This window comes from Kitasatospora sp. NPDC087314, from assembly GCF_044744365.1.
Classification (GTDB): domain Bacteria; phylum Actinomycetota; class Actinomycetes; order Streptomycetales; family Streptomycetaceae; genus Kitasatospora.
Map to the genome: position 1 here is coordinate 90,206 of NZ_JBIUYE010000006.1, position 25,606 is coordinate 115,811.

General features: G+C 69.4%; 26 protein-coding genes and 2 pseudogenes. 12 read left to right on the forward strand and 16 right to left on the reverse strand.

Annotated elements, in window-relative coordinates; all coding sequences use genetic code 11:
• Nucleotides 1–162: 162 nt before the first annotated feature.
• The 5 genes from ACIO5E_RS14495 to ACIO5E_RS14515 form a co-directional block, all read right to left on the reverse strand.
• Nucleotides 163–1,530: an erythromycin esterase family protein gene (locus ACIO5E_RS14495; RefSeq protein ID WP_400667237.1), complete on the reverse strand. Its 1,368-nt coding sequence runs from the start codon at nucleotides 1,528–1,530 to the stop codon at nucleotides 163–165.
• 451 nt (nucleotides 1,531–1,981) lie between these two features.
• On the reverse strand, nucleotides 1,982–2,482 hold the full coding sequence (locus ACIO5E_RS14500) for a hypothetical protein (protein WP_400667239.1): 501 nt from the start codon (nucleotides 2,480–2,482) through the stop codon (nucleotides 1,982–1,984).
• A complete protein-coding gene (locus tag ACIO5E_RS14505; protein ID WP_400667241.1) occupies nucleotides 2,479–2,898 on the reverse strand; it encodes a hypothetical protein in 420 nt (139 codons plus the stop codon). Before ACIO5E_RS14505 ends, ACIO5E_RS14500 begins: the two co-directional genes overlap by 4 nt.
• A 66-nt stretch (nucleotides 2,899–2,964) precedes the next feature.
• Nucleotides 2,965–3,228 carry a hypothetical protein gene (locus tag ACIO5E_RS14510; protein ID WP_400667243.1) on the reverse strand — a complete coding sequence of 88 codons (264 nt, stop codon included), beginning with the start codon at nucleotides 3,226–3,228 and terminating at the stop codon, nucleotides 2,965–2,967.
• 1,397 nt (nucleotides 3,229–4,625) lie between these two features.
• A complete protein-coding gene (locus ACIO5E_RS14515; RefSeq protein ID WP_400667245.1) occupies nucleotides 4,626–5,690 on the reverse strand; it encodes an aldo/keto reductase in 1,065 nt (354 codons plus the stop codon).
• A 127-nt stretch (nucleotides 5,691–5,817) separates the two neighbouring features.
• Here ACIO5E_RS14515 and ACIO5E_RS14520 point away from each other — a divergent pair, with 127 nt between their 5' ends.
• Nucleotides 5,818–6,675, forward strand: coding sequence for a helix-turn-helix domain-containing protein (locus ACIO5E_RS14520; RefSeq protein ID WP_400667247.1), 858 nt, complete (start codon nucleotides 5,818–5,820; stop codon nucleotides 6,673–6,675).
• A gap of 268 nt (nucleotides 6,676–6,943) precedes the next feature.
• Here ACIO5E_RS14520 and ACIO5E_RS14525 read toward each other — a convergent pair.
• Nucleotides 6,944–7,782, reverse strand: a pseudogene (locus ACIO5E_RS14525) (IS5 family transposase).
• A 299-nt stretch (nucleotides 7,783–8,081) separates the two neighbouring features.
• A complete protein-coding gene (locus ACIO5E_RS14530) occupies nucleotides 8,082–8,942 on the reverse strand; it encodes an enoyl-CoA hydratase/isomerase family protein (RefSeq protein WP_072653289.1) in 861 nt (286 codons plus the stop codon).
• Nucleotides 8,943–9,096: 154 nt separating this feature from the next.
• Between ACIO5E_RS14530 and ACIO5E_RS14535 the strand changes: the two genes are divergently transcribed.
• The 3 genes from ACIO5E_RS14535 to ACIO5E_RS14545 all read left to right on the forward strand — a co-directional run bounded on the left by ACIO5E_RS14535 (nucleotide 9,097) and on the right by ACIO5E_RS14545 (nucleotide 10,686).
• Nucleotides 9,097–9,714 (forward strand): TetR/AcrR family transcriptional regulator, encoded by a 618-nt coding sequence (locus tag ACIO5E_RS14535; protein WP_072653288.1) that lies wholly within the window; start codon nucleotides 9,097–9,099, stop codon nucleotides 9,712–9,714.
• A 278-nt stretch (nucleotides 9,715–9,992) separates the two neighbouring features.
• Nucleotides 9,993–10,193 (forward strand): hypothetical protein, encoded by a 201-nt coding sequence (locus ACIO5E_RS14540; RefSeq protein WP_400667250.1) that lies wholly within the window; start codon nucleotides 9,993–9,995, stop codon nucleotides 10,191–10,193.
• 64 nt (nucleotides 10,194–10,257) lie between these two features.
• Nucleotides 10,258–10,686, forward strand: coding sequence for a hypothetical protein (locus ACIO5E_RS14545; RefSeq protein ID WP_400667251.1), 429 nt, complete (start codon nucleotides 10,258–10,260; stop codon nucleotides 10,684–10,686).
• Nucleotides 10,687–11,246: 560 nt separating this feature from the next.
• Here ACIO5E_RS14545 and ACIO5E_RS14550 read toward each other — a convergent pair.
• The 3 genes from ACIO5E_RS14550 to ACIO5E_RS14560 all read right to left on the reverse strand — a co-directional run bounded on the left by ACIO5E_RS14550 (nucleotide 11,247) and on the right by ACIO5E_RS14560 (nucleotide 13,710).
• Nucleotides 11,247–12,314 carry a protein kinase family protein gene (locus tag ACIO5E_RS14550; RefSeq protein WP_400667253.1) on the reverse strand — a complete coding sequence of 356 codons (1,068 nt, stop codon included), beginning with the start codon at nucleotides 12,312–12,314 and terminating at the stop codon, nucleotides 11,247–11,249.
• A gap of 178 nt (nucleotides 12,315–12,492) precedes the next feature.
• Complete coding sequence (gene istB, locus ACIO5E_RS14555; protein WP_400667255.1) at nucleotides 12,493–13,284, reverse strand: IS21-like element helper ATPase IstB; 792 nt, start codon at nucleotides 13,282–13,284, stop codon at nucleotides 12,493–12,495.
• Between the two features lie 276 nt (nucleotides 13,285–13,560).
• On the reverse strand, nucleotides 13,561–13,710 hold the full coding sequence (locus ACIO5E_RS14560) for a hypothetical protein (RefSeq protein ID WP_400667257.1): 150 nt from the start codon (nucleotides 13,708–13,710) through the stop codon (nucleotides 13,561–13,563).
• Between the two features lie 149 nt (nucleotides 13,711–13,859).
• Between ACIO5E_RS14560 and ACIO5E_RS14565 the strand changes: the two genes are divergently transcribed.
• The gene (locus ACIO5E_RS14565; RefSeq protein WP_400667259.1) at nucleotides 13,860–14,222 is read left to right on the forward strand and encodes a hypothetical protein; all 363 of its coding nucleotides are present in this window, start codon (nucleotides 13,860–13,862) and stop codon (nucleotides 14,220–14,222) included.
• A gap of 200 nt (nucleotides 14,223–14,422) precedes the next feature.
• On the opposite strand, the gene ACIO5E_RS14570 is transcribed toward ACIO5E_RS14565, so the two are convergent.
• Entirely contained in the window at nucleotides 14,423–14,584 is a 162-nt protein-coding gene (locus ACIO5E_RS14570; protein WP_400667261.1) for a hypothetical protein, read from the reverse strand.
• Between the two features lie 458 nt (nucleotides 14,585–15,042).
• Between ACIO5E_RS14570 and ACIO5E_RS14575 the strand changes: the two genes are divergently transcribed.
• A complete protein-coding gene (locus ACIO5E_RS14575) occupies nucleotides 15,043–15,585 on the forward strand; it encodes a hypothetical protein (protein WP_400667263.1) in 543 nt (180 codons plus the stop codon).
• 502 nt (nucleotides 15,586–16,087) lie between these two features.
• On the forward strand, nucleotides 16,088–16,816 hold the full coding sequence (locus ACIO5E_RS14580) for a hypothetical protein (RefSeq protein ID WP_400667265.1): 729 nt from the start codon (nucleotides 16,088–16,090) through the stop codon (nucleotides 16,814–16,816).
• Here ACIO5E_RS14580 and ACIO5E_RS14585 read toward each other — a convergent pair.
• Together ACIO5E_RS14585 and ACIO5E_RS14590 are read right to left on the reverse strand one after the other, a co-directional pair.
• Nucleotides 16,723–17,562: an NUDIX domain-containing protein gene (locus ACIO5E_RS14585; protein WP_400667266.1), complete on the reverse strand. Its 840-nt coding sequence runs from the start codon at nucleotides 17,560–17,562 to the stop codon at nucleotides 16,723–16,725. The genes ACIO5E_RS14580 and ACIO5E_RS14585 overlap by 94 nt on opposite strands.
• A gap of 533 nt (nucleotides 17,563–18,095) precedes the next feature.
• Entirely contained in the window at nucleotides 18,096–19,721 is a 1,626-nt protein-coding gene (locus ACIO5E_RS14590; RefSeq protein WP_400667268.1) for an FAD-dependent monooxygenase, read from the reverse strand.
• A 47-nt stretch (nucleotides 19,722–19,768) separates the two neighbouring features.
• Here ACIO5E_RS14590 and ACIO5E_RS14595 point away from each other — a divergent pair, with 47 nt between their 5' ends.
• Both ACIO5E_RS14595 and ACIO5E_RS14600 read left to right on the forward strand, forming a co-directional pair.
• Nucleotides 19,769–20,791 carry an Lrp/AsnC family transcriptional regulator gene (locus ACIO5E_RS14595; protein ID WP_400667270.1) on the forward strand — a complete coding sequence of 341 codons (1,023 nt, stop codon included), beginning with the start codon at nucleotides 19,769–19,771 and terminating at the stop codon, nucleotides 20,789–20,791.
• Between the two features lie 96 nt (nucleotides 20,792–20,887).
• Nucleotides 20,888–21,061, forward strand: coding sequence for a hypothetical protein (locus tag ACIO5E_RS14600; protein ID WP_400667272.1), 174 nt, complete (start codon nucleotides 20,888–20,890; stop codon nucleotides 21,059–21,061).
• A gap of 215 nt (nucleotides 21,062–21,276) precedes the next feature.
• Here ACIO5E_RS14600 and ACIO5E_RS14605 read toward each other — a convergent pair whose 3' ends face one another.
• A complete protein-coding gene (locus tag ACIO5E_RS14605) occupies nucleotides 21,277–21,414 on the reverse strand; it encodes a hypothetical protein (RefSeq protein ID WP_400667273.1) in 138 nt (45 codons plus the stop codon).
• A gap of 625 nt (nucleotides 21,415–22,039) precedes the next feature.
• Here ACIO5E_RS14605 and ACIO5E_RS14610 point away from each other — a divergent pair.
• A complete protein-coding gene (locus ACIO5E_RS14610; RefSeq protein ID WP_356290243.1) occupies nucleotides 22,040–22,450 on the forward strand; it encodes a RidA family protein in 411 nt (136 codons plus the stop codon).
• A gap of 47 nt (nucleotides 22,451–22,497) precedes the next feature.
• On the opposite strand, the pseudogene ACIO5E_RS14615 reads toward ACIO5E_RS14610, so the two are convergent.
• Nucleotides 22,498–23,007, reverse strand: a pseudogene (locus tag ACIO5E_RS14615) (transposase); the annotation flags it as partial.
• Nucleotides 22,983–23,579 carry a winged helix-turn-helix domain-containing protein gene (locus ACIO5E_RS14620; protein WP_400667275.1) on the reverse strand — a complete coding sequence of 199 codons (597 nt, stop codon included), beginning with the start codon at nucleotides 23,577–23,579 and terminating at the stop codon, nucleotides 22,983–22,985. The pseudogene ACIO5E_RS14615 and the gene ACIO5E_RS14620, both read right to left, overlap by 25 nt.
• Nucleotides 23,580–23,953: 374 nt before the next feature.
• Between ACIO5E_RS14620 and ACIO5E_RS14625 the strand changes: the two genes are divergently transcribed.
• Nucleotides 23,954–24,247: a hypothetical protein gene (locus ACIO5E_RS14625; RefSeq protein ID WP_400667276.1), complete on the forward strand. Its 294-nt coding sequence runs from the start codon at nucleotides 23,954–23,956 to the stop codon at nucleotides 24,245–24,247.
• A gap of 365 nt (nucleotides 24,248–24,612) precedes the next feature.
• On the forward strand, nucleotides 24,613–25,606 hold a 994-nt coding region (locus ACIO5E_RS14630; protein ID WP_400667277.1), incomplete at its 3' end, for an IPT/TIG domain-containing protein.

Below are 25,606 nucleotides of genomic sequence, written 5' to 3' on the forward strand. Positions count from 1 at the left end.
CGTCGCCGCTCGTCCGAGAACTTCACCGGGTAGTGAGTACAGATACGCCCGCGGCGGACCAGGGCCGTCCAAGTATTCGGCGGGATCGAAACGGCTGCCTCTGCTACGGCTTCGCGTGGACAAGGCACAGCGTGGCGAGGACGTGGTCGCACGGCAGCGTCGTCACGGCTTCAGTTTGTTGGCCTCCCGGACTTCGTGGAGGTGGATGAGGACGTCGAAGGACTGGGCGATCGCGGTGTCGCGGGGCTTCTCGGGGAACTGCGTGCCGATGTTGAGCGTGGGCCGGGCGACGTTCAACCAGGCGCGCGCGGCGGCCGGGGCCTTGCGGACGTCGAGGTAGAAGTCCTGGTAACCGACCTGGTCGAGGGTGTGCTCGTTCCTGCCGGGCTCGGCGGCGCCCACGGTGAACTTCTTCCAGTCGCCGCCGAGTGCGGCGTCCTTCGACAGGAAGGAACCCTGGTTGAAGGTGAAGCCGATGGGCAGGTAGTCCTTGCCCATGGTGTCGCGCAGGAACGACCCCTGCGTCTTGGAGTACAGCTCGGGGTTGTCGGAGACGTAGCCGACGTGGTTGTTCTGCGCCGACACCAGGATCTTGTCGCCGGTGTGCTGCCGCCACCAGGCCACGTTCTGGGCCATCACCTCGTCTCGGAACAGCTCGAAGTCGGGCAGCGACTTGGGGTCGTTCGGGTCGATGGTGAGGAACTTGGCGGTCTGGGCGATTGAACGGGCGTTCTGCTCGGCCCAGTCGAACGCGTCTCCGCCGGAGCCCTTCCGGCTGCTGACCAGTTCCAGGGCCTGCTGCGCCTTGGCTGCGAGCTGCTGCCGTTCGGCGAGCGGCTTGCCCAGGTAGGCGAAGACGTTGTCGATGGGCCGCAGGCCGGTGTAGAGCTCGTTGAGCCGCGGCAGTGCCTCGGGGTGGTTCTTCTGCACGTAACCGGTCACCCGTCCGAAGAACGCGTCATTCAACGAGGGGGCGCCGATGTCGTCGCCCATGAAGTGCACGGGGCGGTCGGGGTGGTGGCGGTTGTAGTCGCGCATCCACTCGATGAGGCTCACGAACTCCTCGCGGTCCCAGGGCGAGTCGGCGAAGGTCTGCTTGGCGACGCTGCGGGCGTCACCGCCCTTGCCGGTCTGGAGATAGTCGTCGATCTGGAGTCCCGCGGACCAGCTCAGCTCCAGGGCGAAGGTGGTGAAGCCCTTCTCTTCGACGAGGTGGCGGAAGACCCGCTCCTTCATGGTGAAGAACTCGTGGGAGCCGTGGGTGGCCTCGCCGAGGCCGACCACCTTGGCGTTGCCGATCATTGCGGACAGGGCTCGCAGGTCGGCCGTACTTCCGCCGGGCTCGGTCGCACGCAGCGGGTGGGCTGCCCGCTCCAGTGCACGTACCGGATCCTGCTTCCCGTCGGCCGTGTGGACCGTGTCGGCGGTGGCCGCCTGGACCGCCACCGGAGCGAGGACCGCCCCCGCCACGGTCACCGCCGTCACCAGCAGCCCCCGCCGACTGATGCGCTTCGGGTACCTAATAGCCATGCTTTCTTGCCCCTCAACTTGCGTATGACGACGTAAGAAGATCCTTTCGCGTGATCCGTTGCCCCGCGCTGAGGGCAGCCACCGAACTCTTCCGGGGGCTAACCCCCTCATCCGAAGGCACACAAGTCCCGCCACTCCGCGTGCTGGCGGCCACCTCCCGGGCCCCGTCCGGGCAGGGGGCTCGTGCCCGGTGGTATGGACGACCATGTCGCCATGGGTGAGGTGGAACTCCCCGGTGCAGGTCAGCAGCCTGCCCCTGGGGTGAGGCGTGATCAGGAGCGGCGCCACCAGGAACCGCGCCGCCGCCTCGGCGGCCGCGGCCGCCTTGGCGATGGCCGGGTAGGCACGGCGGTCGCCGAGCATCGGCAGGGGGCTGGTCACGGGGGTGCTTCCCTTCTGACCGGGTGACGGTTCGGCGGCCGCCACCGGGTGGTGGCGGCCGGGCTGGTGGTCAGCGCATCCACCGCTCCGGCGCGGGCGGCGCGGCGGGGGTGAGCGACTGGTCGGCGCAGCGGGTGATCTGGTGGTCGCGTACGCCGCACTCGGGGCTGCGGTCGAACGCGACGACGTACGGGAACGGGGTCGGGTAGCGGCGGACCCGGGTGATGACGCCGAGGGCGCCGGCCGGGACGGCCACGCGGACGCGGGCGTCCTGTTCCCAGTACTCCTCGGCGGCCAGGGCCTCGTCGATCCACGACGCCCGCACCGGCTCCAGCAGCTCCACCCGGTCTCCTTCCTCCAGGCGCACATGGCTGGTGCGGACCTGGGCCTGGTAACGGAGCAGCTGCACGAACGCCCGCTCCCGCTCCACCGGGTCGGCGAGCGCGCCGGGGTCCAGGACCAGCACCGGCGGGAAGCCGGACGCCGGCGTGCCCGTGGTGGCCGGGCGGTGCGGGGTCGGCTCAGAGCCGGTCCGGGGCTGGTTCGGCAGGGCGGTGGTGTCGGCGGTCATCGCGCGGTGCCTTCCGAGGCGTCGGTGGCGTGGTACAGGGCAGGCCGGGGCGACCCCGGAGAGGGATCGCCGGCCGCGAGGTAGGCGTCGGCTGTCTCGGCCAGGTCCCGTGCGAACTCGTCGGCCCGGGACCGGTCCACCGGGTCGCACTGCCCGTGCGCGCCGGCGATGGCGGTGTCGAGGTCGGCGGCGTACTGCATCAGGGCTTCGTAGATCCGGGCGGTGGTCATCAGGTCCAGCGGCACCCGGTCCCGGACCCGCCACAGCCGCACGGTCTCGGCGGTATGGCGCAGCAGTGCGGTGACGTGGGTGCTCGGCATCATGAGCTCGCCGTCGTGGCGGTAGAGCACCAGCGGGAAGCGTTCGTCGGAGCGGTCTTCGTCAGCGGTGGGCTCCGGGGTGGTGGTGTCGGTCATCGTGTGGTGCCTCCGGGGGTCGGGGGCGGGGCGGCCCGGGGTTGGGGCCGCCCCGTGGGGGTGGTGCTACTGGTCGGTGGCGCAGTCGTGGTTGGCCTCGACGTAGTCGCCGTCGGCGAAGTCGGTGTCGAGCGTCCAGCCGCACTGCCCGCACTCGGCGCGGCCGTCCCAGTCGATCTGGTCGCCGTCGCCGTCGTCGCAGTCGTGGTCGGCGTCCACGAGGGTGCCGTCCTCGAACCAGGCCTCGCCCGTGCTGCCGCAGTCGCCGCCGTACCAGTCGGCGCACCAGTTCACGGTCGGCGGCTTGTAGGTGTGCTGTTGGGTCGTCACGGTCTCTCCTCGGAACGGGGCGGGCCACTGGCGGGCCGGGACGGCGAGGTGGTCGGTGCGGGGCGGGTCAGCCGGCGACGGTCTCGGCGTGCAGGTGGAGCGCGTCCGGGAGCGCGGTCTGCTGGCCGGTCAGCTTGCCCTCGGTGCGGGGCGTCGAGACTGGGTTGGAGCAGTCGGGGCGGGCGGACCGGCCGGGTTTCGCCCCGCACCCCGGCGACGGGGCGAAACCCCAGGGCTGGCAGGCGGGACAAACCGTCTCAGCCGGCCCCTGGAGCAGTGGAATACCGGCTCCAGCCCGACAGCGTCAGCCCCTATTTGCTGTCTCCTCGAACGACCGCCGCGTACCGCTCGCCCAACTTCATTCGGACCGTCTCAAGCTGGGATGCAGCTCGAACCACGATGCTTGAAGACGGCGGTTGGGCGCGGGACGTTGCCCACCACGTGGCGTCCGGCGCACCAGTGGCAATCTCTGCCCTGAGCAAGGTGTCGATTTCGGTCACATGCTGCACGAAAGCCTGTGCCCATTCCTGCTCATCTGGTAGAAGGAACGGAAAACGCCGGAGCAGCAGAAGGTTGACTTGTGTCAGCTGCCCAGTCCCTGTCGGGGTAGTAGTAGGGCCTCCGTCACTCGCCATGGACGTGCGGAGGCCCTCCTCAAGGGCTGACAAGGCCTCCCAAACCTCTCTCAGGGCCTCCACCCGCTGGCTATGAAAGCTCGCTCGCGCGTCGCGGACCTGCACACGCTGCCACTGCCACAACCCTGTCGTTGTGGCCAGGCCTGTCCCTACGAAAGTGAGCACACCGACCAGGACCGTGTCCGAGACCATGGAGGTGAGCCTACTGAGAGTAAGAGCCAGCCCAGAGGAGGATGTCAAAGTTGGCTGGCGGGACTACCCAGCCCTCGCCGACGGCTAAGCGACTCGGTGGCCCGTCCAGCCGCTGCGCGACGGTCCGCAGACGGTGAGCTTGCGGCGCAGCGCGTCGGTGAGGCTGAGGAGGTAGCGGCCGTCTTCGCTCCAACGGTCGTCGTTGGCCCAGGCGGCGACCGCAGATGCAGCGGCAGGTGCAGCAGGTGCAACGCTGAATGCAGCAACCAGCGGGGGTTGTGACTTCGATCGATAGATTGCGAATCCGAGCTGTAGTTTGCGAGCGGTGGTCCGGGAGTCGTTGCGGACCACTGTGACTCAGCACGCTAACTGTCGTGTCAGCACGGAATCTGTCGTCCCGAGTCGTGCGTCGATCCCGCGACCGATGAGTCATGACACGCTGGTTGGAACCTGGTCACGAGAGTTGGAACCAGTTCGACCGTCGCCGACGCGGAAGCGATCCGGACGTGGCTCGCCCGGACGGTAAGCGACTGCGGCTCCGGACTCCAGCTACCGCCGCTGGCGGCCGGGTCAGCGGCGGGTCTCAATCCGCAGGTCGCCCGTGGTCACCCGGCGGATGGGCTCGCTCGCCAGCAGCTCGTGCGGCTGGCCGAGGGTGATCGCGCCCGCCGCGTCGAGCCGGGCCAGCTGGGAGTCCGTCAGCTCGACCGCCAGGGCGCCCAGGTTGTCCTCCAACTGGGCGGGGGTGCGGGCGCCGAGCAGCGTGCTCGTCACGCCCGGCTTCCGCAGCGTCCAGGCCAGCGCCACCTGGGCCGGGGTGTATCCCAGCTCGCCGGCCACCTCCCGGACCACCCCGGCCACGCCGAGGCTGCGTTCGGTGAGGGTGCCCAGGGCGAGGTTGTGGCTCCGGCGGGTGCTCCCGTCGGGGCCGGCGCCCGTCGCTCCCACGTCGTCCCGGCCGTACTTGCCGCTGAGTACCCCGCCGCCGAGCGGCGAGTACGGGACCACGCCCAGGCCCAGTTCCCGGGCCATCGGGATCAGGTCGCGCTCCGCGGTGCGTTCGATCAGGCTGTACTCGAGCTGCAGCGCGACCAGTGGCGACCAGCCGCGCAGGTCCGCGATCGCCTGCATCCGGGACACCTGCCAGGCCGGGGTGTTGGAGATCGCCACGTACAGCACCTTGCCCTGCCGGACCAGGTCGTCCAGGCCGCGCAGCACCTCCTCCACGGAGGTCCGGAAGTCCCAGACGTGCAGGTACAGCAGGTCGAGGTAGTCGGTGCCGAGCCGCCGCAGACTGCCCTCCACCGAGCCGAACAGCGCCTTGCGGTGCCCGCCCCCGGAGTTCGGGTCGCCGGGGCGGCGCAGGGTCGAGTACTTGGTCGCCAGCACCAGGCGTTCGCGCTCCTCGTGGGCGAACTCGCCCAGCAGGCGCTCGGAGCTGCCGTCGGTGTAGGTGTCGGCGGTGTCGAGGAGGTTGCCGCCGAGCCCGACGTAGCGGTCGAACAGCTTGCGGGCCTCGGCCCGCTCGGCGCCCCACCCCCATTCGGTGCCGAAGGTCGCGGTGCCCAGGGCCAGCGGTGAGACCCGCAGTCCCGAGCGGCCCAGCAGCCGGTAGTCGTCGAGGGCCAGTGCCATCAGGTTCTCCTGTGCTCGCGTGTGTTCGTGTTCCGTTGCCGGGACCGAGTCTGCGGCGGCGGCGGGCCCCGGATAAGGGAGGGACTTTCCTGGGAAGGCCGGTCCCACCCTGGCGGTTGGACCGGTCATGACGACACGAACCGTGGACACCACCGAGGAACTGGCCGCCTTCCTGCGTAGCAGGCGCGAACGGCTGGACCCGGACCGGCTTGGCCTGCCCGCGCACCGGCGGGCCCGGCGGACGCCCGGACTGCGCCGCGAGGAGGTCGCTGAGCTGGCCGGGGTGAGCACCGACTACGTGGTCCGGCTGGAGCAGGGCCGGGGGCTTCGGCCCTCCGCGGAGGTGCTGGCGGCGCTGGCCCGGGCCCTGCGGTTGGCACCCGGCGAACGCGACTACCTCTTCGACCTGGCCCGACGGCGCCGCCCCGGCGGCACCCGCGGCGGGGCAGCCACCGGTGCGGCACCGTCGCTGGCCCACCTGGTCGACGAACTCTCCCCACTGCCCGCCGCGCTGCTGGACCACCGCTACGACCTGCTGGCCTGGAACCCCGAAATGGCCCGGCTGCTACCGGAGTTCGACGCCGTTGCGCCGGAGCGGCGGAACGCGATGTGGCTCTGCCTGCTGCACCCGCCGATGCGCGGCTTCTACGCCGACCGCGAGGGGGTGCTGCGGGACGGCGTCGCCCATCTGCGCGCGGCCTGGGCCGCCCACCCGGAGGACCGGGCACTGGCCGGGCTGATCGCCGAATTCACCGCGCAGGACGAGGACTTCGCCCGGCTCTGGGCCGAGCGGGAGGTCCGCGTCAACGGCCGCGGCCGCAAGCTGCTGCGGCACCCGGCCGTCGGGACGATCGCCGTCGACTTCGAGGTCCTGCTCCCGCTGGAGGACCCGGAGCTGAGGCTTCTGGTCTACCGCGCCGCAGACGACGAGAGCCGCGCGGCCCTGCACCGGCTGTGCGGCGGTGATGGGTGCCAAGAAGGCTGACAATTCACGGTTGGTTGCAAGAAGCGTGACCACTTGGTGCCAACAAGCGTGTCCCACGGACCAGAAACCACAGCTCACCGACCCTGACTGGTTCCAACTGACGTGTCCAGGCTCATCAGCGGGCTGCGTGGCTCGAATGTCCGCTCCACGGGAAGCCGCTCTTGGGTATTGCTGCTGGTCAGCGGTTTTTGCTCAACCCGCCAACTGAAGCGCTCAGTGTGCGACACGAGGTCGCTCCATGTAAGAGGTGGCGCGGAAAGGGGTGCGGTCATGGTCGGCGGTTCGGGCGTTCGTCCCAGCGATGAGTCATCCATGCTCGCCGGATCAGGCTGCGCACGGTGATGATCGTGTCGGTGAGGTCGAAGAATGCGTTGACGACGGGGGCGCGCCGCTCGTAGCAGCGGGCGAGCCGGTGGAAGGCGTTCTGCCATGCATGGGTGCGTTCGACGTGCCAGCGCTGACTGGCCTGGACGGGCGCCTTCTCGCCTTTGTGCGCGATGCGGCCGTGCAGGCCGCGTTCGTCGAGCATCGTGCGAGTCTTGTTCGAGTCGTAGCCGGCGTCCAGGTGGACGGTGATCTTGTCGGGCAACGGACCCAGGTCGTCCAGGCGGTCCAGGGTCGGGGCGAGCAGCGGGGAGTCATGGCAGTTGGCGCCGGCCAGAACACGACCCAGTGGAATGCCGTATCCGTCCGTCATGTTCGAGCGTTTCAGGCCCTGTTTGCCGCGGTCGACCGGGGAACGCCCGGCCATCTCACCGCCTCCTGGAGCTTTGGTGATGGAGCCGTCTACGGCGATCTGGTCGAGGGCGAGACCGACGATCCGGTCGTAGGCGTCGAGCGCGATCTGCTTGAGTCGAGCGAAGACGCCCAGTCGTATCCATTCGTCGCGGCGGCTGCGGATCGTGGTGGCCGAGCAGGTTGTGTCGGCGATCGCCTCGTAAGAACAGCCGAAGCGCAGCAGTTGCAGCATCTTGTCGAGATCCGGTCGCTGATGCGTCGGCGGTGGCAGCCAAGTGGATGGTCCGGGTGGTATTCCGGCCGCTCGGGCAGCAGGACCGCGAATTGGTCCCAGAGCGGCTCGGTCAGCCATGATGGAAGCGCAGGCACGGGTCTCCTCGGTGATCACAGAGCGTCAGCAACTCCATGATTAACGGGACCTGTGCCCGCTCGGCTACCTACCTTCCCAACCGCGCCTATCCGCGCGGCCGAACAGCGTTGTCAAGCTTACGGCTACTTGTGCCATCCACTCACCTGCCCGCCGTTTCCGGCGCTTCAGCCGGTCGTGGTCCCGACAGGCCCGGCGAACCAGGGTGGTCCACCTGACCACTCGACAACGCGCGTGCCGGCAATGGCTGAGGAACTCTTCCCACGAAGCCTCTGCGCACGGATGGCGAGAGCTTGGGCACTCAGATGCTGTTGGCGATGCGCTCGTGGTCCCGTTCGCCCTCGCGGGTCTGGATACCAGCGGCGAGCAGCTTGTGGGCGAGCTCGGTGACCTCATCGCCGAACGCCGCGAACAGGCCCTCGTTCTCAACGGCATACGCCGCATGCGGAATCGGCTGCGCGACCGCGTCGACCGCAGCCTTCGTGATGGAGATCACCTCCGGCCGGAGGCCGGCGATCCGTCGGGCGAGGGTGTCGACGAAGGAATCGAGTTCTGCGGCGGGCAGGGCACGGTTGATCAGGCCGTACCGTTCCGCGAGCTCCGCACCCACGAGTTCGGCGCCGAGGATGAGCTCCAGCGCGCGGGCCCTTCCTGCCAGGCGCGTCATATTCACCGTGCCGCCGCCTCCGGGGAGGATCCCCATCAAGGACTCCGGCTGCCCCTGCCCCGACTTGCCGATTGCCGCGAATCGCATGTCCAGGTACATGAAGAACTCGTTGCCCGCGCCGCGCGCGAAGCCCGCCAGCTTGCCGATGGTGACCTGCGGCAGCGAGCGGACCTCCTCGCTCATCGCCTGGAGGATGTTCAGGCCTTCCGGGACGGTCGAGCCCGGCGCGGCCGCGATCGCAGCGCGAGTGGCTGCAGGCAGCGCGTCAGGGTCGGTGAGGTACGCCATGTCACCGTGCGCAACGAAGAACTCCGGGTCAGCGCTCTCGAAGACAATGACGCGGACGTCGGCATCGTCCCGCACACGTGCGACGAATGCCCGGAGTGACGGCAGGAGGACCGCGTCCATCAGATTGAGCGGCGGGTGATCGATTGTCACTGTCGCGACCCCGTCCGAGACGTCGATCGTCAGGGCGGGAAGGCCTTCGTAGCTCATGAGGTGGCTCCATATCGCGGTGAGGGACGGTCCGTGACCGGGCCGCCGGCTGGGGACAGTGTCGCGAATCTCAGCATCGTGACTGACACTGAGTATCAGATTAGAAACCTGCATCCGAAGAAGCAAACGAGTGTGTCGGAGTACACTCGTCCCCATGAGCGCAGCGCCAGTCGGTACCCGTGAGATCAGCCGCCACGCGGTGCGAGCAGAGCTGGCCCGCGTCGCGTTCAACCGGTTCTGCCTCACCGGCTTCAACCAGGTCACCTTCGCCGACCTCTCCGAAGCCGCCGGAGTGTCGCGGAGCACCTTCCTGCGCTACTTCGGCACCAAGGAAGACGTGGTCCTGTTCGTCTTCGACCCTGTCGGTGGCGTCATCACTGACGCGCTCGATGCCGAGCGGGCCAACCAGGACGACTGGAGCAGGCTGCGCAACGCCCTAGAGTCAGCCGTGAGGTTCCTCGTGGGCGACGTTCAGGAACTCGTGACGATCCTCGGCCTCATCGAGCAGACCCCAGCCCTGTGCGCACGCCTCCGCGAGAAGCAGGCTGAATGGCGACCAGAGATCGTCGCCCGACTGCAGAAGACAACCTCCTCGACCGACGGGTCATCGGTCATCGCCAACGTTCGCGTAGCGGCGGCGCTCGAAATCTTGTGGATCGTCCTCGGGCAATGGGGTGCGAGCGACGGCCAAGAGGACCTCGGCAAACTACTGGACGCTGCGTTCGCCGCCTTCTCGACCCCGGCATGCCAGCAGACGGACGCTCCGTTGTAAAGGGCCGAGGCGGCGGCTTCCTCGGCGGTGCCGAAGCGGCCGAAAGGAGTGATCGACCCGGCGGCGGTGATCGCGTCGTTGGAGTCCAGCCCCGGCCGCGAGTGCAGGAGTGGGGTGTCGATCCGGCCGAAGCGGACGGTGTCCACTCGCAGCCGTGCGGCGCCCCCGCAGCACCTATCTGCGCGACCTCTAAGCCGCTCTGGCATGCTCACCCGAATACAGCAGGCTCCTGGCGACCGGAGCCTCACACAGCGTCAAGCCGAGACCCGGGGTGGGCAGTGCAGTACACGATCAGCGCGTCGGTGTTCCTCGCGATCGTCATCATCGCCCGACTGCGACGCACTACCCACGCCCGCAGCCGCGTCGACGAGGCCTTCACCGTCTTCACCGCCGTCGTCTTCGGCGTCCTGATCGCCGCCACCGCCTGGGGTCACGCCATCCTCCAGTTCGTCGGCGTCGCCGTCGACGCCACCCGTTGACACCGCCCGCAACGCCGCCGCCCGGCGGACCTACCCTGATCCACGACAAGAGGAGGGCGGGGACGTGGAACTGACGGTGCGCAACATGCGCTGGATAGCTGCGGCGGGGCTGATCGCGGTCATGACGTCGGCGTGCGACACGAGGGAGCGTGACCCCGACTATCCGCTCCCGTTCAAGCGGCAGGACGCCTCCGTCCTGCGCCGAATCCAGCTCGCCGACCCGTCCACGAAAAACACCACCGTGGCAGCGGACGACCACACGATCACGATGGAAGTCTCCTGGAGCGGCTGCGACTACAAACCCGACCTGGTGGCACGGGAGACAACCAAGCAGGTCACACTGCTGCTCAGGCGCCGGGACGCCTCAGGCCCGGACATCGGATGCGAGGACGGCGGCATCGCCAAACTCACCGTCGTCCTGCATCAGCCACTGAGCACCCGGGCCCTGGCCGACACCCTCACCGGCGAACCAGTCCCCCACACCCACACCTGACCACAGCCCGCCACCGGGCCGCAGCCCGAACACGGCGGCCCAACAACGCACGCCCGAGAGCCGTCCACCGCCCCTTCCGCGCACGCCCGCAACCGACCCGACCATCCGCAGATGGCTCCCGGTTCCGAACACGACCCGCACCCCGAGGCAGGTACCCGCCACCACGGACCGCACGCTGCTCGGCCACTCACCAACACCAGGGGCGGGGCCAGGCCGGGCCGGTCACGGCCCGGCCGGTGAGGGGACGGGCCGACGGTGGGGCCGGCCACGGCCCCGACGGCGGAACCGGCAGCTCAGGCCCTCGACCGGTGATTTCATCGGGTCATAAGGGCACCACGTCTCCGGCGAGAGTCGGCCCCATCGTTGGGCCGTTCGTGAGGCAGATGTACTTGACCGTACTCAAGGTTTTTCGGCGAGATTGGGAGCCACTGATCGAGTGACCTTCCCGACCGGAGCGGAGTGTCTAGGTGCTGGAGTACCAGGGATGTCGTTAGCTTGTGGCTGTGGGCCCGCGGGTCGCCTCCCTGACAAGTCGCGGCCGGGGCCCGCTCCTTCGAATGTCAGCGCGATGCCTCACCGGCGTCTGCGACGCGGTTGAGCTCGGCACCGGGGAACGGAGTCTGCTTGCTCTCCGACAGCAGCCGGAGGTGGAAGCCGTCCAGGACGACGCTGGCCCGGGCATGCCGCTCGACGATCACAGCGATCTCCGGTGGAACGGCCTCGGGCCTTCGACGTGAGATCCAGTCCTGAAGGAACACGTCTGCTTCCATGCCGCCCCGGACGCGGTCGACGAGGTGGTGGACCAGTTGGCTTGCGGTGTAGTCGCGGTCGTACCCGAGATGGTCCGAGAAGAACTGCCGCTCGGCTGCTGAGAGCTCGAAGCCTGAGCTCAGGGCCAGTCCGAAGTCCGCGAAGTAGATCAGCTGGCCGTCGGTCAGCAGGTTGTTGAAGTGGGCGTCGAAGTGCACGAGTCCGTGAGAGCTCATGAACGCCGTGCCCCGCGCCAAGGCATTCTCCGCCCACGCAGGAGAGTCGCCGCCGGTGGCCACCGCAGTCTCCCCGTGCTCGTGCAACAACGCGCGGAGTGTCTGCGGCACGTGTTCCAAGAACAGCACCAGGCTGCGGGAGGATCGGCCGATGGCTTCCAGGCGCTCGCGTACGGCCTGCGAGCCTTCCCAATAGGCAACCGCTCCGTCGATGCCCCCGAACTCGTCCACGAAGCCCTCGGGAGGGGAGTCGGGCAGGACCCGCCAGTGGTACATCAGGGGAAAGCCCTCGTACTCCTTCCCGAGGACCCAATTGGTGGTCATGATGTGGACGGCCAGCTCTCGCCAGGCACCGAACCCGGCCGAGCCCACTCCGTACTGGTAGAACAGCGGCAGACCGAAGAGGTTCGCCGTGGACCGGATGTTCTCCGGCTGGGTCTCGACGTCCGTCAACGGCACCCTCTTGACGAAGACCCGCGTCCCGTCGATGTCCAGCTCCGCCGACCTGCCGCCGATACCGGATCCGACCGGAGGAGCGGACGCCACGATCTCGCCGAGACGCCGGTCGCTCAGCAGGGACAGGCGGGTAGCAACGGTCCCGTAGGCGGCAAGACGTGCGTCGTGCTGAGATTCGTAGCGCATCGACGGCTCCTCTGCGCCCCCGGACCAGGGCGTCGGTGATCGCTCAAACGTAATCGACTCCCGCCGCCAAGGTCACCCTCGAACCGCAAAAGTGCTCGGCATCTGATCTGCTGATCTGCCGTTGGCGGGCCGTTGCCCGCACGATGTCCGACGCCGATCGGTCGGCCTCTGGCGGAGGTCATTTCGGAGCTGCGAAGAGGCCTTCCTGGGTGGCCTGGTAGCGGTAGGACTCGGTGCCGGTCTGGATCAGGGTGCAACGGAAGGTGATCCGGTCGGCGATGGCCGCGCAGAGCCGGGCGTCTCCGAAGGTCTTGTCCCACTCGGTGAACGGTGAGTTCGTCGCGACGGCGGTGGCCTTGCACTCCTCGCGTTCGGTGAAGATCTGGAACAGCAGTTTGGCGCCCTTGCGGTCCAGGTTCAGGTATCCGAACTCGTCCAGACACAAAAGATCGATCTTGCTGTAGCGGGCGATCACGGAGGACAGGCGGCGCGCGGCGTCGGCCTCGGCGAGCTCGTTCACCAGGGCCGAGGTGGTGGTGTAGCGGACTGACAGGCCGGCCTCGGCGATCGCGGTGCCGATCCCGATCAGCAGGTGGCTCTTGCCGGTGCCGCTGTCACCGATCAGCACCAGTGGGCGGCCCTCGCGCACCCAGGCGGGCGACTTCAGGTCGGCGACGACCTCTGGGGTGACGTTCGGGTTCTTGGAGAAGTCGAAGTCCAGCCGCTTCGGGCGTGGGAAGCGGGCCATCCGGAGCAGTCGCTGCTGGCGGCGAACGTCGCGGTCGGCGAGCTCGACCTGCAGCAGGTCCAGGAGGAACTGCTTGTAGGTGGCTTGCTCGCGCCGCGCGGTGGCGGCGAGCTCGATGAACCGCTCGCGGAAGGCGGGTAGCTTCAGGTCCCGGCAGGCCTCGTCGATGAGCATGTCCTCCGGGTCGCCGGGAGCCTCCTGGGTGAACGTCCAAACCCCCACACTGGCAGTGCCGAAGTAGCCCGGGCTGCGTCGTCAGGCGAAGTGGGCGAGAGATCACCCGGTGCGAGGTGGGCGGCGGGCCCCTGGCAGGATCGGGCGGCCGGTGCACGCCGCATCCCATTGCCCGTGGCGCGCACCGCCCGAACGGCCCAGGCCGGGGCGGGGTGCCGGCCTTCTGCGGGGGCCGGGCTCATCAGGCAGGGTCGTCCTGCGGCGGGAAGTGCCGGTCGAGGATCTCGGTGCAGGACGACGAAGCGGCCGGTTCGGGCGGGGTTCCTAGAACGGGGCGCGGGCGCGGGTGGTACAGAGCTCGCCGGCGCCGCGAAGGCGCTCGTCGACGACGCGGGTCTCCAGGATCCGGGCGAGGGTCACGGTGTGGCGGGCGGCCAAGACCACCAGGCGCCCGTCGTCCGGAACCCGCACCATGTGCGTGCGGGCGGCTCGATGCTGGTCCCAGTGTCCTCGACCGATCCGCCGACAGCCGGTCGGCCAACGAGCGCATTCCAAGTAGTTACCGTACGATTCACCTTGCAAGGTATCACAACTCGCCATCAGTGCAAAGGAGTTGAGCTGCAATGGTTACCTTTGACAACCGGTTCCACCTCATCACGCCCGCTGCTGGTGGAGGCAGCATGGTCTTTTTCAGCGGCACGGTGATCGAGGCGGCCAACGCGACAGGGCCTGACTGGCAGCGCTTCAACATCACCTTCATCCTCGACGAGGTCGCGTGGTCCAGCGCCCCGGCGGTCGCCCCCGCGGTGTCCCTCGCCGCCATCAGCACGGAGGCAGACGGCAACAACGCCGGCTGGGCCGTGGACAGGTCGAACTTCCATTTCGTGGACGGTCGTATCCAGCTGAGCTGCGATCTTGCCGTCCGCGGGACAAGCAATCTGCTCAGGCTGACCTACCAGGTCACCGCCATCGGGAATATCGCGTGACAAACCGGTCGGTCCGGTCGCTTCCACGGTCTCGAAGATCCAGTTCACCATGAACAGCGGGTTCGCTCCCACCACGGTCAGTGGACCACAGCGAGACCACTGCTGCACCTGCCACCAGGGGCGACCCCACAGCCAGAAGACGGGACCCGACCGCCGGATCGAGGGTAGGGGGCTCGGAGCGGCTGGTGAAGCGGTCCTGGTCACCCGGCACCGGCGAGGGCGGCCGGCTGCGGCGGGCGGGTGGTGCGCAGCAGGTCGAGGTGGGTGCGCAGCGGCATGTCGAGAGCGTGCAGCGCCTCGGTGAGCCGACGTCCGGGCATTGCACCGCCGTTCAGGACGGCGTCGTGGGTGTCCTGTGACACCGATCTTTGACCGCGTGCCACCGAACCTTGACGGACGCGAGTTCGTGTCATCGAAGGTTGATCGCACTGGTCAGAGACTCTGCGCGGACCCAGAACACCGGACCCGCCCTGCTCCCCCGGCAGACTGGTCGGCGCGCGGCTCCCCCTTGCCATACTCAGATCTGGCGCCCCCACCAGTGCTCAAACCGTGGTTGGAGACCGATTTGCCGAAGCGCGCTGGGGAGGCCAGAGCAGCAATCCCATCACGCCGGGGCAGACCAGGGTCTCCTACCGGTCGGGGCCGAGCTGGTGAGTCCGGCGGTGGGCGCCCGGCGAGGTAAAGGTCCGTGCCGGGGTCCTGCGCTTCCTAGGCGGTGGCGGTATCGGGGGAACCGCTGGGCGGTGACGGGGTAGACCCGGGTGGGCGTCTCGTCGGCGTTAGGATCGTGCGGATCTTGGTCGAGTTGGGGGGATGCTTCGTGAGCGGTGGTCTGCGGCTGGTAAGACTCGTCGCGTCGGTACGGATTCAGGCGTCCCTGCTGCTCCCTGTGAGCTTGGTGAGCTGCGTGCCGGCCTACACGGGGGGATCCCACCAGTTGGACCCCGCGACGAGCGTGGGAACCGCTCTGATCCTCTTCGTGACGACGTTCTGGGGACTTCTGAAGGTCCGTCGGCCCTGGTACGAGACGAGGCTGGAAAGACTGTCTCCTCCTCCGCCGACCGCTGAGATGGTCGCGGGGGACAAGACCTTCGACCTGTTCTCCCGCAGCCTCACCAAGCCGCTGCTCCTGGTACTGCTGATCGGACTCACTGCCAGCTACGCGACGGGGATACCGGTCGGCATGTTTCTGGCGGGTATGGCGGCCGCGATGCTCTGGCAGTCGCGGTGGTTGGCGGCCGAGGAGAAGCAGTTGGGCGGTCGGGTCGTGTGTCTCCACACTCCGGTTCGCGTCGCGGCTGACGACCCCAACGGCACTGCGTACCGCCAATCCCGCTTTTGGATCGTTCGCGAGACCTCCTGACCGGCCTTCCTGCAGCCGAGCACACGCGCGCTCCAATGCCGTGGCAGCCAGCTGCCTACGCGGGACTGAACTACACGCAGAACCTCTGACCAGTGCGATCAATCTTCGATGACACGAACTCGCGTCCGTCAAGGTTCGGTGGCACGCGGTCAAAGATCGGTGTCACCGGACAGTGGGCGGCGTTGATCCGCTTCAGCTGCGCCCGCTTCATCCTCATTATTCGAGCATTTGTTCTAGTAATCAAACGTCAGCTGCTCCGCTCACTGGCCGCGCCCCCTCCACTGCGAGGCCCTCCTACCTGCACCGATGCTGTTCCGTGCAGAACACGGCCGGCCCGGTGCTCCTGTTCCAACCGCTGGGTGAACATGTCCAGACCGACGAAACCCAGCTCGATCAGGCCTGGCGTGGGAGGGCGCGCAGCTGTGGCCGAGCCTGCCGGCCCTCGGTTGTGGCGTGGACGCGGCTGCTGGGGCACAACCTGCCGGAGCAGGAGTCTGCGATCATGCCCGACATGTCGATCGCCGTCTCCGTTCCGTGCCCGACGAGTTCAGGATGCGCCCGACCCGCCTGGTCGGAGAGTCCCGCGCCGCACTGGGCCGCGCTGGCCGGCACAGCGCGTGTGGAGTGGGCGGACGGCTCTCCCCCCGGCCTGCCGCTGGGAACGAGTGAGCCGTTCCCCAGATCCGACTCGCTGCCGCTGCCCGGCGAGGAGCGGGTGGCCAGGATACGCGGGCCCTTCCTCACCGACGGCCGAGTCCCGTTCTGGGCGCTGTTCGCACCTGCTCTCGCGGCGCTCAACGGGCTGGACGAGCATCCAGAGCTGATGCGGAACTGCGCGATGGCCGCTTGCACGCCCCTCTCCGTGCTCGCTCAGGGAAACGGGTACGCCTGGCTGCGCGTCAGGGTGGAGGAGGTCACGGAGATAGTCGAGGCCGCCCACAGGTTCCTGCCCTCGACCGCCGGGTCATTGGAAGACCTGCTCCCTCCCCGTGGAATCGAGGTGACGTCCAGCCAGGCCGCTTCGGGTGGCCTGCGCTACTACGACTGGTCGATCCAGAGCAACATCGGGCGCTGGGCGGTGTGCACCGACGACGAGCACGGCAGGGCGATCCTGCTCTACGGGGAGTGGACCCATCATCAGGACGACGTCGCCCTCGGCCATCGCCCGCTCTCTGCGGCCGAGACCGCCCTGCTGCGGGCCGCCTGGCCCGGCCTCGGCCGCAGCGGATGATCCACGGACGCCACGGCCGTCGAATACTCAAGGAGCAGACCTCCTGCAGATCTCCGAGCAGCTCTTCGTGACCGGCGACAACAAGACCGACCATGCCCTTCTGGTGACAAGAAGCATGACCAAACGGCGTCAACCAGCCTGTCCCAGCAAGACCAGCCGTACAGGTCTCGCTCTGTCGCCGGTGACAACCAGCGTGTCTCGGCACACATGCGCTCGGGAGGTCCGCGCCACTGGTAGGACGCGGCGGTCATCGCCGGGAGCAGCACCGGGCCGCCTGCGGCGGTGTCGGGCCGGACGGCCTGGCCGAGAACGGCAGCGACGTCCGGGTACAGGTGGAGGCCGGCCGCGTCGGCCGCCGGAAGCCACACCACCGGTGCCCGGCCCGGGTCGTCCTGCTCGGTCTCGGCGACGGTCTGCGCCAGGGCGACGGGCAGATGGGCGGTGAAGACCAGGTGCCGGCGCCGGAACAGCTCCACCTCGCCCGGCCGCTCGGTCTCCTGGTCCTGGACGAAGCGCAGCACCGGCGGCGCGGGCAGCACCGCCAGGTCCAGGCCGAGCTCCTCGATCAGCTCCCGGCGCAGCGCGTCGATCGGGTCCTCGCCGTCCTCGTCCTCGACCAGGCCGCCGGGCAGCGAGTGCTGGAGGCCGGCCGAGCGCTGGCGGCGGATCAGGCAGAGGCGGCCGTCGTGGACCAGCACCGCGCACACCCGCACCCGGGCCGGGCCGGTCACCTCGCTGGTGGTCACGGCCGGGCCCAGGCCGGGCAGGCGGGTTCGTGCCAGGTCGTGCGGACGACCACCCCGCCCGGGGGTGAGGTGCAGTCAACTGACCAGGTCCGGCAGCACTGGCCGCCACCCGGGCGGGCCGGGGCGGGCGGCCATCCGGCGCGGACCGGGTAGGCGGGCGCGGACGCGGTGGGTGCGGCCGGACGGCGGCGACGAGGGTGCCTGGTCATGGGTGTCGTCATGTCGCAGGCTCTGCCCACCCCGCCCTCCCGCCGAGCCCCGCCGCCACCCGGACGGCGTACTGAAGTCCGTTCTAGCCGGCCGCTGACCTGCGGCGACACGCGAAACTCACCGGGTCCGAGGCGAAACTCACCAGGTCGGGCGGGCAAACTCACCAGCGGCCCCGGGGCGAAACTCCCCACCGCAGGTCAGCGGCCTGCCCGGTGGGTCAGGCCGGGATCCGTCCGGCCGCTCGGCTTCGGCGTGTGGCCTGGGTGGCTGGCTCCTGGAATCGTGGCGGTCATCCGCCGTGTGGGCCGGGTCTGCAGCCGATATCACCGTTGCATCGTCTGCCGGAGCGCGGTCTCCAGCGCCGCGCACGGCGCGTCGGCGCGGTGGACGGAGCGCCAGCTCACGACGCCGTCGGGCCGGACGATCACGGCTCCGTCCTCGCCGATGCCGCAGCGGTCCGCGAAGCTCGAACCGGGTGCCAGGATCTGCGGGGTGAGGACGACGGTGTCCAGGAGAGCGCGGTCGGGGTCGAGGGTCTGGGCTGCCTGCGCCCAGGTTCGTCCTTGCCGGCCGATCAGGAGCACATGGCGTCCACCGCGTACCAGGTCGAGGGTCGAGGAGCCCATGTTCGTGCCCTCGGCGAGTGGGATGTGCGGCAGTCGAGTACCGGGTTCGCCTCGCCAGCGTTCAGGTTCGTCGGCCAGTGGAAGCGGCGCCTCGGCACAGGGCGCGACGGCGTCGGTGACGGGCGCGGGATAGCGGTAGCCGACCGCCACGGCAGCTTCGCTGAGCGACTGCCCGCTCCCGGCGGCGTGTTCGCGAGGGCCTGCCATGCGCTGCACGGCCTGGCGCGCCGTCAGTTCGGCAACGGGGCGGCGTTCCGTCTCGTACCGGTCGAGCAGTCGCTCCCCGGCGTCCGCGCGTAGCACGGACACCAGTTTGGCGGTGAGGTTCCAGGCGTCCTGGACACCGGTGTTGGCGCCGAACCCGCCGACCGGCGGGCAGACGTGGGCGGCGTCGCCGACGAGGAACACCCGCCCTACGCGGTAGGTGTCGGCGACCCAGGCGCCCATCTGCCAGGGGCGGGCTCCGGTGATCTGGAAGCCGGAAGTGGGCAGCCCGAGGGCCGCGGAGACGATGGCCTGGCAGCGGTCGGGGGCGAACGCGGTGTCTGTATCCATGGTCGCAGGGTCGTAGCCGACGGAGACGGTGCCGGCGTCCTGGCTTGTGGTCCAGGAGATGAACGGGCGGCCCGGATGGTCGGCGAACGCCAGGGCCAGAGCGCGGCCGTCGAGCAGCGGCCGCAGGTCCGCCGTGAACGTCAGCTCCATGGAGGACGCGAGGGCCTGGTTACCGCTTCGGGCTATCCCCAGGCCTTCCCGGATCGCGCTGGCGCTCCCGTCCGCCGCCAGCAGGTAGTCGGCCTCAACCGTGTAAGGCACGCCGCGGTCGTCGAGTACACGGGCTGTGACCCGCTGCCCGGTCTGCTCACAGTCGACGAAGTGGTGCCCGAAGCGCAGGTCCGCGCCGTCGGCAGCCGCCCGCATCCGGAGCACGCGCTCGGCGTCCCCTTGCTTGACCATGGCGCCCTGGCAGGGGGAGATGGCACTGTAGTCGTCGGCGGCGGGCAGGCGCCAGCGGCGGATCTCGGCGCCGGCCAGTGACTCCACGACGGCGGCGTACTCGCTGCGGGGGCGCTCTCGTTCGATCGCGTAGATGTCGTCGGCGGCTCCGACGGCGCGGTATGCCTCCATGGTGCGGGGGTAGAACAGCTTGGCGCGCAACCGGGGCGAGACGCCGGTGTGCCGTTCGACGAGGATCGGCGTGACGCCGCGTGCCGCGAGGAAGAGCGCGGCGGAGACGCCCACGATGCTGCCGCCCACGATCAGGACCGACGCGCGGTCCGGGGCCGCGCTGCACGGCGCCGGGGTCGAAGTGTTCTCGTTCATGACCCGATCGTCGGCCTACGGATGCCGTACATCCATCCACCTCGCATATGGTGAACCAATCCGATGCCCTGAAGGATTTCCTGATGCATTCTGTTGGTTTCGACCGGTTCGATGCACAGATCATGCACGCCTTCCACGTCGACGGACGCGTTCCGTTCTCCCGGGTCGCCCAGGTCATCGGTGTGTCGGACCAGACCGTCGCCCGCCGCTACAGCCGCCTGCGGTCGTCGGATGCCCTGCGCGTGCGGGGCCTGGTCGACCGAACCAGGCTGGGACACGTGGAGTGGCTGGTACGCATCCGCTGTACCCCGGACTCGGCGCAGGCGATCGCGCAGTCCCTGGCCCGGCGGAGCGACACCTCGTGGATCAGCCGCACGTCAGGCGGCACCGAACTGGTCTGCGTGACCACCGCCGCCACCCCTGGTGACAGCCTGCTCCTGCGGGAACTGCCCAAAACCGCCCGCGTCTTGGACGTCACCGCCCACTGCCTGCTCCACATCTACTCCGGACGTGCTACGGGGGTCGTGTCCAAGCTGAGCGCCCTCACGCCCGAGCAAGTCGCACAACTGCGCCTTACCGACTTGCCAGCCACCGACCTGGCGCAACCCACCGACCTCGACGACCTCGACTGGCAACTGCTCGGCCTACTGCGCGATGACGGTCGCGCGCCCACCGCCCGGCTGGCCGCAGAGACGGGCGCCTCACGCTCCACGGTGCAGCGCCGGATCGCCGAACTGCGCGCCGCCGGAGTGCTCTACTTCCACGTGGACGCACGGTGGCCCATGCTCGGCCTCGGCGTGCGCACGCTGCTGTGGCTCTCAGTCAAACCCGCGTACCTGGAACGCGTCGGGCTCGCCCTCACCGAACACCCCGAGGTCGCCTTCGTCGCCGCCACGAGCGGGTCCCCCAACCTCCACGCCTCGCTGGCAACACGCGACATCCCCGCGCTGTACACGTACCTGAGTACGCGGATCTCCACCTTGCGCGGCGTACAAGGCGTCGACAGCGCCCCGGTGCTGCAGACCTTCAAGGGCGCTGCCGGCCTCCACGGCCCCGCCACCGATACCTGAGCGGCGCGGCGCGGCCGGTGGGAGCGGCGCTGGCGGTCCTTCCCGCGGCTGCTGGTCGTCCTGGTCGGCACAGCGGCCGCCGGGGTGCGCGGCGCGGTGGCGGATCTGCGGCTGGCCGCCGAGGAGAACCCGGCCGTCGCCGAGATGCTGGACGCCGTCCCGGCCGGGGCCGCCCGGATCGAGGACCTGGTGCAGCGTGGACCGTCGGCTCCGGTCTGGCACTCGCTCGGCAGCCGGGGCGGGCGGGGCTGCGGGTGGACGGAGCTGTAGGCCACGGTGGGCGGGAACGGCGAAGGGGCGGCCAGCGCGGGCCGCCCCTTTCCATCGCTGTTCTGCCTTCCCGGGCGGCCGAAACCGCCCCCGGCAAGGCCACGATCAGCCCATGTCCGTTCCGTACCGCACCGGTGGGCGTGGGTGGCTGACGTACCGTCCAGCCCGGCGCAGGGGCCAGTGGGCGCCCGTCCCGGTCCCCGCACCGCCGGTGGTCAGCGCCGGGCCCAGGCCGGGCAGGCGGGCTCGTGCCAGGTCGTACGGACGACCAGGCCGCCCTGGGTGAGGTGCTCGCTGGACCAGGTCCGGCAGCACCCGCCGCCGCCCGGCCGGACGGGGAGCGGCAGCCTCACGGCGTGGACCGAGGTGACGGGAGCGGACACGGTAGGCGCGGCCGGACGGCGGCCACGGCGGCGCCTGGTCGAGGGTGTCGTCATGCCGAAGGCTCTGCCCACCGCGCCGTCCCACCGAACCCGGCCGCCACCCGAACGGACCACGCCGGGGCGAAACTCACCGCCCCTGACCTACGGTGGGGAGTTTCCGGCCGGGGCGGCCGTGCCCGGGGCGGGCAAACTCACCGGCGACCCCAGGGCGAAACTCACCAGCCCGAGGCGAAACTCCCCAGTGCAGGTCAGCGGCCTGCGCCTGGGGGTGAGGTCGGGTCAGGAGCGGCGCCACCAGGAGCTGCGGCGCTTCGCCTCGGCAGCCGCGGCCTCGGCTTCGGCCCGCTCGCGTCCGGCGGCCTCCCGGGCGCGCTGGTCGGCGTCGCCTAACCAGTTGGGACGGTTAGGGCCTGTCCTGCGGATCATGCCTGGAATGCGGCACGCTCGCGTAGGTGGGCGACCATCACCCGAGTCGTGCCGAGGCGGACTTGCAAGCCCTCGGGAATGAATCTCAGGATCTCGTGGCTGTCGATCAAGCCGGGGTGATCACAGCTGCCCGGCTCCGCTTGTGCAGTTTTGAGGGAGTGTCAGCAATATGTCCGTCACACAGCCTGCCGCCGAGCGCGTGCGCGTCTCCGCGGAACCCGACTGGTACGAGTCGGCCGGTATCTCGCTCGGCGTCCGGGTCGGGAACTTGGTCTTCACATCAGGGCAGGCGCCGATCGATGCCCAGGGAGCCACGGTCGGCGCCGGGGACTTCGAGACGCAAGCCCGTCAGGCGCTCGCGAATCTGTCGACGGTCCTCACAAACGCGGGCTCCAGCCTCGCCGACGTAGTCAAGGCGACCGTGTTCGTCACGGACATAGCGCAGCAGGACATCTTTGCCAAGTTGCGCGCGGAACACTTCCCGGACAAGCCTCACCTCGCGGAGTCGTTCGTAGAGGTCTCCTCACTCGCCAACCCTGAGTGGATGATCGAGATTGAGGCCATCGGACTCGTCCGGTGATGCCGGGTACTCACAGGCTCTTCGGCGGGTTTACTGACCTCGGCGTTTCAAGGTGATGGCGGCGGGAGGTCGAGGGAGAGTCCGGCCCCGGTGAGGAAGCCGTTGAGGATGTCGGAGCGGTACTGCAGTCGTTTGAGTCGGTTGCGGACGAGGGCTTCGAGCCGGTCGAGGGCGACACTGGCGAGGTTCGCCAGACTTCGTTTGACGTGGGCCCACAGGTACTCGACCGCGTTCAGCTCGGGTGCGTATGCGGGCAGCTCGAACACCGTCAGCCAGTCCCGCGCGTCGATGAGGTCGCGCATGGCGTGGGAGACGTGGGTGTTCAGCCGGTCCCACACCAGCACGATCGGCGCCTTGACCAGCTGGTGTATCCCGTCTATCAGCCCGATGTAGTCGTGTTCGGACAGGCTGCGGCGTTCGCCCTTGCGCCCGGTGTAGCGCCGCAGCCGGTGGCCCAGGCGGGTCCGCGAGCCCGGTCGCATCGCGATCAGCCCGGCGACGGAGATCCTCCCCGAGCGGCTGCCGCTCACCTTCACGATCGGGGTGCTGCCGCGTCGTCCCCACGTGCGTCTCTTCGGCGGTCTGCGGGTAAAGCCGGCTTCGTCCTCGAAGCAGAGCCAGCCGTCGCAGGCCGCCCGGGCGCTTTTACCTCCGCCCAGGTCGCCTCCTTCCACGCGGCCACGGCCTGCTCGTCGCGTTCCGCGGCTCGCCGCGCGGGGACCTGCGGGGTGAAGCCGAGCCGGCGCATCAGACGGGTGGCCCCCGAGACGCTGTAGGAGACGTGGAACTTGCGGCCGATCAGCGTCGCCACCCGCGCGCCGGTCCACACCTGGTCCTGGTCCCAGCCGTGCACGGCCGGACCCTGTTCGAGGTATTCGGCGAGCTTCTCCCGGCACCGCGCCGACAGCTTGCATCGCTGCCCACCCGGTCCCCGTGAGGCCAGCGCCCCGATCCCGTCCTCCCGCCAAGCCTGGTGCCACTGGTAGGCCGATTTCGCGGTCACCCGCAGCCTGCGGGCAACCTCCCTCGGCGGGACACCTTCGTCGAACAACGTGGCGGCCTCCAGCCGCACCTCCTCGCGGCGCTGACGTGCCTTCGCCGTCGGCCCGCCCCCATCCGCATAGCGCATACCAACGGCATAGCTCGCAAATGGCCATCAGTCAGCTACACAAACAGGCCAATCACCTTGAAGCGCCGAGGTCAGTAATGTACAGGGCATGCCAGTTCGTATCAGCATGAGCCGCAGAATCGGCGGGCGCAGTGTTTCCAAGGGCTGGCGTCCGACCGTAGGCAACACGCCAGCCTTCTCAAACACGACCAGGTCCGCCGGGGCAGTACTCGATCGTGTGACTCGCCCAGTCTCAATCGCCACGCCGCGGACATGTCCGCTATGTTCATTCGCAGGTCACCGCCATCGCGAACAATTCGTCGGCCGGAAACCTGCAGGAAGTCGATTGGCTCGCCGCCCCCGAGCAGGCGAGGGCCGCCGGCGAGGCGCTCGGCATGGAGCTGTACGTCGCGCCGTCGCGCCGCCTGCCGGTCGCCGTCGCCTGGGATCCCGAGTACCCGCAGGCCAGGCTGGTGGCGCTCGCCGAGTGCGGCACGCACGCCGTGTTCGGCGCGGTTGTCGGTGCGCTGTCGGCCGGCGAGCAGGCGCTGTCGCACGTATGCCGCCAGGGCGGCCACGGAGTCTCGGAGGGCGACGACGTCCTCGTAACCGAGCGACGCCATTTGGGGGATGGCAGCACTCGCGGTAGGCGCAAGCGGTTCAGGAAGCTGGGCCGTTCGGGTGACTAGCCGTCAATGTTATTGCTTCATATCCATGATGTCGGCGTAATGGTGATGTCTGAACCGGCGGGCCGCCCATCCCGTGCCGGGGAGCTCAGCTGGCGGCCGGTCCGTTGTTCCAGCCCCCTCTCGGACGTCGGGGGGTGATTCGCTCCAGCCGTCCTGGCGCCAGCTCACCGGTACTCGCCGCAGCTCCTGGCCCAGATGTGTCGGTATGCACAGCCCTACGCCTCTCGGCCCGCCCTACGGCCGTCGACCGGCCGTGCCGCACGGCCGCTCAGAGGGGTGGCTGGACAGCTGACAGGACCGGGGCCGGGCGGCGCGGTTGAAGGCCCGCCCGGCCGCCTTAACCGTTCTCACGCAGGAGACGAATCGTGAACGCAACTGTGCAGGCGGCGTCGTTGGCGCCGAGCCTCACGCTGCCCTGGCCGCTGCCGCCCGTGCTGTTCGTGGACATCCCCAACGCGGGGCCCGCGGCCGGCGGCAACACCGTCGCCCTCACCGGCCTGGGCCTCAACGCCGCCACCCAGGTCCACTTCGGATCGGCTCCGGCCACCATCGTGGCCGGTGACGTCCTCGGCTTCAGTCTGGTCGTCATGGCCCCGCCCGGAAGCGGCACGGTAGCGGTGACCGTCACCACCCCGAACGGCACCAGCAACCCCGTGGCCTACACCTATCTGGTGGCTTCGCCGACGCCCGCGCCCAACCCCGCGGCCATCACGCCCGTCTCCGGTCCGGTCGCCGGCGGTATCCCGTTCGTCATCACCGGTACCGGGCTCGCCGGGGCCAGCGTGACCTTCGGCGGTGCCGCGGCCACCGTGCTGGCCAGCGCCCCGAACGTGATCGCGGGTCTGACCCCGGCGCACGCCGCGGGCAACGTCCCCGTGGTGGTGACCACCCCCGGTGGATCGGCGAGTGTTCCGGGCGGCTTCACCTACCTCTCGTCCGCGCCGCCGGTCGTCACCACTCCCATAACTCCGGTGGTCAGTATCCCGGCGGGTGGTGGCGTGTTCACCATCGTGGGCACCGGCCTGACGGGTGCGACCGTGACCTTCGGGACGACCACGGCGACGATCACCACCAACACCGGGACCGTCATCACCGGCATCATCCCCGCCGGCACCCCGGGCACCACCGTGCCCGTCACCGTGACCACCCCGGGTGGCACGGCGTCCGGCGGAACCATGACCTACCTGGGCGTGCCGGTCGTGACCGCCACCGTCAGTCCGTCGAGCAGCATTGCGGCGGGTGGTGGCGTGTTCACCATCGTGGGCACCGGCCTCGCAAGTGCGACCGTGACCTTCGGGACGACCACGGCGACGATCACCACCAACACCGGGACCGTCATCACCGGCATCATCCCCGCCG

Bases quoted from the DNA above. Each gene is read 5' to 3' on its own strand.
- ACIO5E_RS14495 (WP_400667237.1), bottom strand. From the start codon at position 1,530: ATGGCTATTAGGTACCCGAAGCGCATCAGTCGGCGGGGGCTGCTGGTG.
- ACIO5E_RS14500 (WP_400667239.1), bottom strand. From the start codon at position 2,482: ATGACCGCCGACACCACCGCCCTGCCGAACCAGCCCCGGACCGGCTCT.
- ACIO5E_RS14505 (WP_400667241.1), bottom strand. From the start codon at position 2,898: ATGACCGACACCACCACCCCGGAGCCCACCGCTGACGAAGACCGCTCC.
- ACIO5E_RS14515 (WP_400667245.1), bottom strand. From the start codon at position 5,690: ATGGCACTGGCCCTCGACGACTACCGGCTGCTGGGCCGCTCGGGACTG.
- ACIO5E_RS14520 (WP_400667247.1), top strand. From the start codon at position 5,818: ATGACGACACGAACCGTGGACACCACCGAGGAACTGGCCGCCTTCCTG.
- ACIO5E_RS14530 (WP_072653289.1), bottom strand. From the start codon at position 8,942: ATGAGCTACGAAGGCCTTCCCGCCCTGACGATCGACGTCTCGGACGGG.
- ACIO5E_RS14535 (WP_072653288.1), top strand. From the start codon at position 9,097: ATGAGCGCAGCGCCAGTCGGTACCCGTGAGATCAGCCGCCACGCGGTG.
- ACIO5E_RS14550 (WP_400667253.1), bottom strand. From the start codon at position 12,314: ATGCGCTACGAATCTCAGCACGACGCACGTCTTGCCGCCTACGGGACC.
- ACIO5E_RS14560 (WP_400667257.1), bottom strand. From the start codon at position 13,710: ATGGTGCGGGTTCCGGACGACGGGCGCCTGGTGGTCTTGGCCGCCCGC.
- ACIO5E_RS14565 (WP_400667259.1), top strand. From the start codon at position 13,860: ATGGTTACCTTTGACAACCGGTTCCACCTCATCACGCCCGCTGCTGGT.
- ACIO5E_RS14580 (WP_400667265.1), top strand. From the start codon at position 16,088: ATGCCCGACATGTCGATCGCCGTCTCCGTTCCGTGCCCGACGAGTTCA.
- ACIO5E_RS14590 (WP_400667268.1), bottom strand. From the start codon at position 19,721: ATGAACGAGAACACTTCGACCCCGGCGCCGTGCAGCGCGGCCCCGGAC.
- ACIO5E_RS14595 (WP_400667270.1), top strand. From the start codon at position 19,769: ATGGTGAACCAATCCGATGCCCTGAAGGATTTCCTGATGCATTCTGTT.
- ACIO5E_RS14610 (WP_356290243.1), top strand. From the start codon at position 22,040: ATGTCCGTCACACAGCCTGCCGCCGAGCGCGTGCGCGTCTCCGCGGAA.
- ACIO5E_RS14620 (WP_400667275.1), bottom strand. From the start codon at position 23,579: ATGCGCTATGCGGATGGGGGCGGGCCGACGGCGAAGGCACGTCAGCGC.
- ACIO5E_RS14625 (WP_400667276.1), top strand. From the start codon at position 23,954: ATGGAGCTGTACGTCGCGCCGTCGCGCCGCCTGCCGGTCGCCGTCGCC.